Genomic DNA, 6,971 nt, shown 5'->3' on the forward strand with positions numbered 1-6,971 from the left:
CCCCAGCCAATAGCGAACCCTGCGGTAGATCTTTACCAGTGCGACGATGGCAGCACTGCTGGGGTCTTCAACCTTACGGACAACGACGCGAACATATTGGGCGCTCAGGACCCTGCGCTGTTCACGATCAAGTACTACCAGAGCTACCAGGACAGTTTTGACGACACCAACGAGATCCTTGGCGGTGTTCACATCATCGTGCCCCCTTCGCCGCAGACGATCTATGCGCGTATCGAGGACAACACGGGCTCCTGTTTTGACCTTACGGACTTTAGGATCTATTTCAGCCGCTCGATCGCGGGCCTTGTGCCGGTGAACGCGAGCTATTGCGATGGCGATGGGGACGGCGGGGAGTTCGTGGACCTCTTTACGGAGTTCAACGCTTTCGTTCTCGACGGGGAGCCCTCTTCCAGCTACAACATTACCTACCATGGCAGCCAGGCCGATGCCGACAATGACGTGAACCCGCACCCGAACCCCTATTTCGTGGCCGCCCCCGGTGAGACCGTTTACATCCGCTTGGAGAACCGTGACGACGCGAGCTGTTTCGACACCACCCAGCATGTGGACATCATCATAGACAGCCCTCCGGTGGTGAACACCTCGCCGCCGAACCTTGTGCTGTGCGATGACAACAACGACGGTTTTGCGTCCTTTGACCTTACCCTGCAGGACACGGTGATCACCCTTGGCGACCCGAACCTGACGGTCACCTACCACGGTACCCTTCTGGATGCGGAGAACGGGGTGCTCCCCCTTGGGAACCCGTACATCAACGACCAGATCTACCTTGACTTTCCCATAACCGACCCGCTGGACCCGAACTATGGGACCGGGGGCGTGTGGGCCCGCGTGGGCAGCAGTACCAGCAGCTGTACCGTAGTGGTGCCGTTCGCGCTGGAGGTGCGTTTCTCGCCCGTTGGCGTGACCCCTGCCGAACCGCTCAGGAAGTGCGATGACGCGGTCGCCGACGGACAGACCTTTTTCGACCTTACCGTCGTGGCGGCAGAGGTGCTCGGCACCCTGGACCCGCTGGGCTTCGACCTTTACTATTACGAGGACTTCAACGAGGCGGTCGCCGCCGGGGACGTGGCCATCTCTGCGCCCGACTTCTCGCAGGCGATCCCCGACCCGACGAACTTTTTCAACTCCACCAACCCGCAGGACATCTATATACTGATCGTTAGCAATTCGGGCGGTACCATCCCCCCGAACCCCAACAGTGCGGAGGGCTGTTATGACATCGTTACCCTTACCCTTATCGTGGACCCGCGCCCGGCGGACCTTGGCCCCTTCGAGATGATGCTGTGCGACGACGAGCTGCAGGGCAGTACCCTGGACGATGAGATCTCGACCTTTGACCTTACCAGCCAGGACGTGCTGGTAACGGGCGGCGACCCTGCCCTTACCGTTACCTGGTTTTTGAACCTAGCGGACGAGGCGGCGGACAACCCGATCCCCAACCCGACCACCTTCCAGAACACCGCGACCCCGCAGACCGTTATAGGCAGGGTCACCTCGGAATTTGGCTGCAATACCTTGGTCACCCTTACCCTTACGGTACTCCCGAACCCGAACCCGAACACCGACCCGGACCCCTTGGAGCTCTGCGACGATGACGATGACGGGATCGTTGGCGGCTGGGACCTTACCTTGGCCGACCTGGACATTACCGCCGGGGAGCCGGACGTTTCCGTACTTTACTATGAGGACATCAACGATGCCATTGCCGGTATTCCCGGGACGGAGATCATTATGCCCTATACCAACACGGTTCCCTTTGTGCAGACCGTATATGCGCGCGTGGTAAAGAATGTTCCGCCGGCCAGCGTTGGCTGTTTTACCGTCGTTGAGCTGGAACTGCATGTGATCGCGCTTCCGGACAAGCCCGATTCCTCCTTCCAGGACCCCCTTATCGGGTGCGACGAGAGCGGCAGCGGTACGGCCATTTTCAACCTGACCCTCCAGGACGATGCCGTGCTCGGGGACCAGCTTCCGGCGAATTTTGTAATGCCGATCACCTATTATGAGGACTTGCTTGACGCCCAGGCGGGCACCAATTTCATTCCCAACCCCACCGCATACATAAGCATGGGCGGCCAGACCATCTGGGTACGCCTGGAGAGCCTTATTACGGGCTGCGCGCGGATCACGCCCTTCCAGCTCGAGCTTGAGCTCTTCCCCACCATTGGGGTAGGGAACGACCTGACCCTTTGCGACGACCTTGTGAACGGCAGTACCGCGGACGATGGCCTTTCCACCTTCGACCTGACGGTCAACACCCCGTTGATCACCTTGGGCAACCCGACCCTGGAAGTATTCTATTACGCCACGGCCGTGGACCAGTTGAACAACAACCCGATCGCGAACCCTTCGGCCTACCAGAACATTGCCAGCCCGCAGCAGCGGATCTTTGTGACGGCCTTCAGCGAGAACGGCTGTAGGGCGACCAACACCTTTTTCATTATTGTGGAGCCGACCCCCTTGGCCATTCCGCCGGGCAACTTCATCGCCTGCGATTCGAACAACGACGGGTTTGCCCAGTTTGACCTGAGCACCCGTACGGACATCATCACCGGTCTGGACCCGGACCTGACCGTTACCTATCACGGGACCCTTTTGGATGCCGAGAACAACAGGCTTCCGCTACCGAACATCTATACCAACGACCAGATATACCTGGACGCCCCGATCACGGATCCCTTGGATCCCGCCTATGGCACCGGTGGTGTATGGGCGCGCGTGGAGACCACGGTGAACAGCTGCCACCGCACCGTATCCTTCGCGCTTGAAGTACATGGCTCGCCAGTGGCCACGGAGCCGGAGCCCCTGCGCAAGTGCGATGACGCCGTTGCCGATGGGTTTACGATCTTCGACCTGACGGAAGTTGAGCCTGAGGTACTTGGCGCGCTGGACCCGAACGGATTTGACATCTACTATTACGAGGACCTTGCCGATGCCCAATTGGCGGGTGACATGGCGCTCATAGCCCCCGATTATTCCGCCGCCATCGGCAACCCCGGGGCCTATACCAACACCGCCAACCCACAGGACATCTATATCCTGGTGGTGGGCAACGCCAACAGCACCGTTCCCCCGAACCCCAATAGCGGTGAGGGCTGTTATGATATCGTTACCCTTACCCTTATCGTGGATCCGATCCCGTTGGACAACGGTCCCTTCGAGATGGTGCTGTGCGATGACGAGCTACAGGGCAGCACCCCGACCGATGAGATATCGACCTTTGACCTGACCACCCAGGACATCTTGGTCACCGGGGGCGTTCCCGGCCTGTTCGTGCAGTGGTACGCTACCCCTGCGGACGAGGCTGCTGACAACCCTATCCCCAACCCGACTATGTACCAGAACATAGCCACCCCGCAGACGGTCATCGGAAGGGTGACCTCGGAGTTTGGATGTTCCAACAGGATCACCCTGACCCTTACGGTGCTCCCGAACCCGAACGCGAACCCGGCCCCGGAGCCCATAAGCATCTGTGATGACGATGATGATGGGATCGTGGACAGCTTCGACCTTAGCGTGCGCGACCTGGAGATATTGAACGGTGAGACCGACGTTACCATCTTCTATTACGAGACACTTCAGGAAGCCGAGGCCGGTGTTCCCGGAACGGAGATATTGAGCCCCTACACCAACATAGTCCCTTACAGCCAGATCGTGTTCGTGCGGGTGACCAACAATGTTCCGCCGGAGATCCTTCCGTGCTATACCATCGTGGAGCTGGAGCTTATCGTGGTACCGTTGCCGGACAGTCCGGACGCCACCTTGGAAGATCCAATCTTTGCCTGTGATGAGGATGGCGACGGTACGGCACTGTTCGACCTTACGGTGCAGGACACAGCGGTCTACGGCACACAGGACCCAGCGGATTTTGAGCCCATAACCTATTACGAAAGCCTGGCCGATGCAGAGGCCGGCACCAACTTTATCGATCCCGCGGATGCATTTGTAAGTGCGGGCCAGACCATCTGGGTGCGCTTGGCGAGCTTGGCAACGGGCTGCGCGCGGATAACACCTTTCGAGATCGTGGCCGGGGAGTTCCCCGGATCGGGAACCGCGGACGATCTGGTCCTTTGTGATGACGAACTGAACGGGAGCACCAGTGATGACGGCATCTCCACCTTTGACCTAACGGTGAACACCCCGGTAATCACGGGCGGCAACCCTACCCTGACGGTAATCTATTACGCCAGCCAGGATGACCAGAACAATGATGTCCCTATCGCGGACCCTTCCGCGTACCAGAACACCACCACTCCACAACAGGAGATATTCGTGACCGTGCTTGGGCAGAACACCTGTAGGGCAAGCCTTAGTTTCTTTATTACGGTAGAACCGGTACCGGTACCGGTAGTGCCCGCCCCCTTGGTGGTCTGCGATGTTGATAACAACGGCTTCGCCTCCTTCGACCTGGAGAGCAAGAGCGCGGAGATACGTGGCGGTGACCCTACATTGATCATTACCTACCACGAGAACCTATTGGATGCCAATACCGGTAATTTTCCGCTGGCGAGCCCCTATGAGAACATAGTGGCGTTCAACCAGACACTGTATGTCCGTGCGGCCTATAATAACCCGCCAGCTGGCACGGGCTGCTACGCCATTGTGGAGCTGGAACTGATCGTGGACTCTTCCCCGGTGGTCCCACAGGACCTGCCGGACCTTATTGCCTGTGACGATTCCGGTTTTGCGGAGTTCGACCTTACGGTACAGGAAGACCTTATATTGGGCAACCCGCCACAGACGGACGTCACCCTTACCTATCACCTGACCCAGGCGGACGCCCTTGCGGGGACCAACTTTATCGTAACGCCGGGGGCCTACACCAACGCCACGAACCCACAGACCATTTGGGTGCGCTTGGACGATGACCTGACGGAATGTTTTGCGATAGGCCAGTTTGACCTTATCGTGAACAACGGGCTGCCGATAACCGACCCGGCCCCATTGGAGCTTTGCGACGATCTGGGCGAGGAGAACGACGGCATCACCACCTTTGACCTTACCGTGAAGAACAGTGAGATCACCAACGGGGTGCTTACCCAGGGCGTGACCTACTTCCTTACCCAGCAGGACGCACAGGACAACACCGACCGCATCGACCCGGACACGGCCTATGTGAACGTGGACGGCGCGGGCAACCCGATCAACCCGCAGGTACTGTACGTACGCGTGGAGGACAGCAACAGCGCCTGCGTATCGTTCACCACCCTGACCATACGGGTGATCAGCAACCCGAACCCCGTGGTCCCGACACCTATTGAGCTGTGCGACGACAACGTGATCGTTCCGCCGGGCCCTTATGATGAAGTGGAGCTGTTCGACCTTACCGTCCGTGAGGCACAGATACTCAACGGGAACAACTGGACGGTGGGCTACTATGAGAGCTATGCGGATGCCGTCAGCGAGGCGAATGAGATTGTCGCGCCGGAGGTCAACGCCTACCAGAACACCAGCAACCCACAGATTATCTATGTGCGCACTACCAGCCCGACCTCGCTCTGTTTTGAGATCGTGGAGCTGGAGCTGATCGTGAACCCGTTGCCGGACGATACCGCAATAGTATCGCCTTACGTATACTGCTCGCCCGATGGCGGGGACCTGGGCATCTTTGACCTGACCACCAAGATCCCCGAGATTCTTGGGGGACAGCCACAGCCGCCCTTTGAGGTAAGCTTCTACATCACTGCGCTGGATGCCGAGAACGGCACCAACCGTATCGTGAACACCACCAACTACCGCAACTGGGACGCCGGGAACAACCCGATCAACCCACAGACCATCTATACGGGCATACTGAACGCCGAGACGGGCTGCTACATCGGCGGGGTACAGAGCTTTGAGCTCATCGTGCAGCCGGGCGCGGATGCCGTTTCCCCTGCGGAGCCCTTCGTGATCTGCGACAACCTTCCGCCGAGCGATGGCTTTGCGGAGTTCGACCTTGACGACGTTACCAACCAGCAGGTCTCCGACCTGCGTGCCGAGATACTTGCGGGGCAGGACCCGGCGGACTTCAGCATTGCTTTCTTCGAAACACTTGAAGGAGCGGAGACGGGCGTTGGGGCCATTACGTTCCCGTACGTGAACATCATCAACCCGCAGCGCATCTATGTGCGGGTGACCAACGAGCTGAACGTTTTCGAGCCCAAGTGCTATTCCGTTGTGGATATGCTGCTGAAGGTGGAGAGCCTTCCGGACGTTGTCCTTGACGGCGACTACCGCCTGTGCGTTGACGAGAACGGCAACCCGATCGCCGAGGATGAGGGCAGTCCCTCGCCGCCGGTGATCGACACGGGCCTTGACCCAACGCTGTATACATTCCAGTGGGACCTTGACGGGGTGATCCTGGTCGGGGAGACCGGCCCATCCATCATCGCGCTGCAGGGCGGGGTCTATACGGTGACCATCACCGAGCTGGCCACGAACTGCGAGACCGCTGTCAGTGCCACGGTGACGGTATCCTCGCCGCCGTTCGAGTACGGCGCGGTACTGGTCAACGGGGCCTTTGCGGACAGCCACACCATCGAGGTGACGGCGGTGGGCGAGGGTACCTACGTGTACCAGCTTGACGACGGCCCGTTCCAGGACAGCAATATCTTTGAGAACGTATCGCCCGGGGCGCACACGGTGACCATCCGCGACGCCAACGGCTGCGGCAGCGTGACCATCGACGTTGGGGTGATCGACTACCCGCCGTACTTTACGCCCAACCAGGACGGCTACCACGACACCTGGAACATCATCGGCATCGCCACGGGCGACCCTACGGCAAAAATCTATATCTTTGACCGCTTCGGCAAGCTGCTCAAGCAGCTGAGCCCACTGGGCGAGGGATGGGACGGAACCTACGGGGGAAGCCCACTGCCGTCGAGCGACTACTGGTTCCGAATCGAGTACACCGAGGAGGGTCAGGCAAAGGAATTTAAAGGACATTTTACCTTAAAACGATA

1 protein-coding gene is annotated in these 6,971 nt (G+C 59.1%); it reads left to right on the forward strand.

Annotated elements, in window-relative coordinates; translation table 11 throughout:
• Positions 1-6,971 (forward strand): T9SS type B sorting domain-containing protein (locus A7A78_RS09780; protein ID WP_068762282.1); only part of this gene is annotated, 6,971 nt, incomplete at both ends.

It is taken from the genome of Aequorivita soesokkakensis (assembly GCF_001641085.1).
Taxonomy (GTDB): domain Bacteria; phylum Bacteroidota; class Bacteroidia; order Flavobacteriales; family Flavobacteriaceae; genus Aequorivita; species Aequorivita soesokkakensis.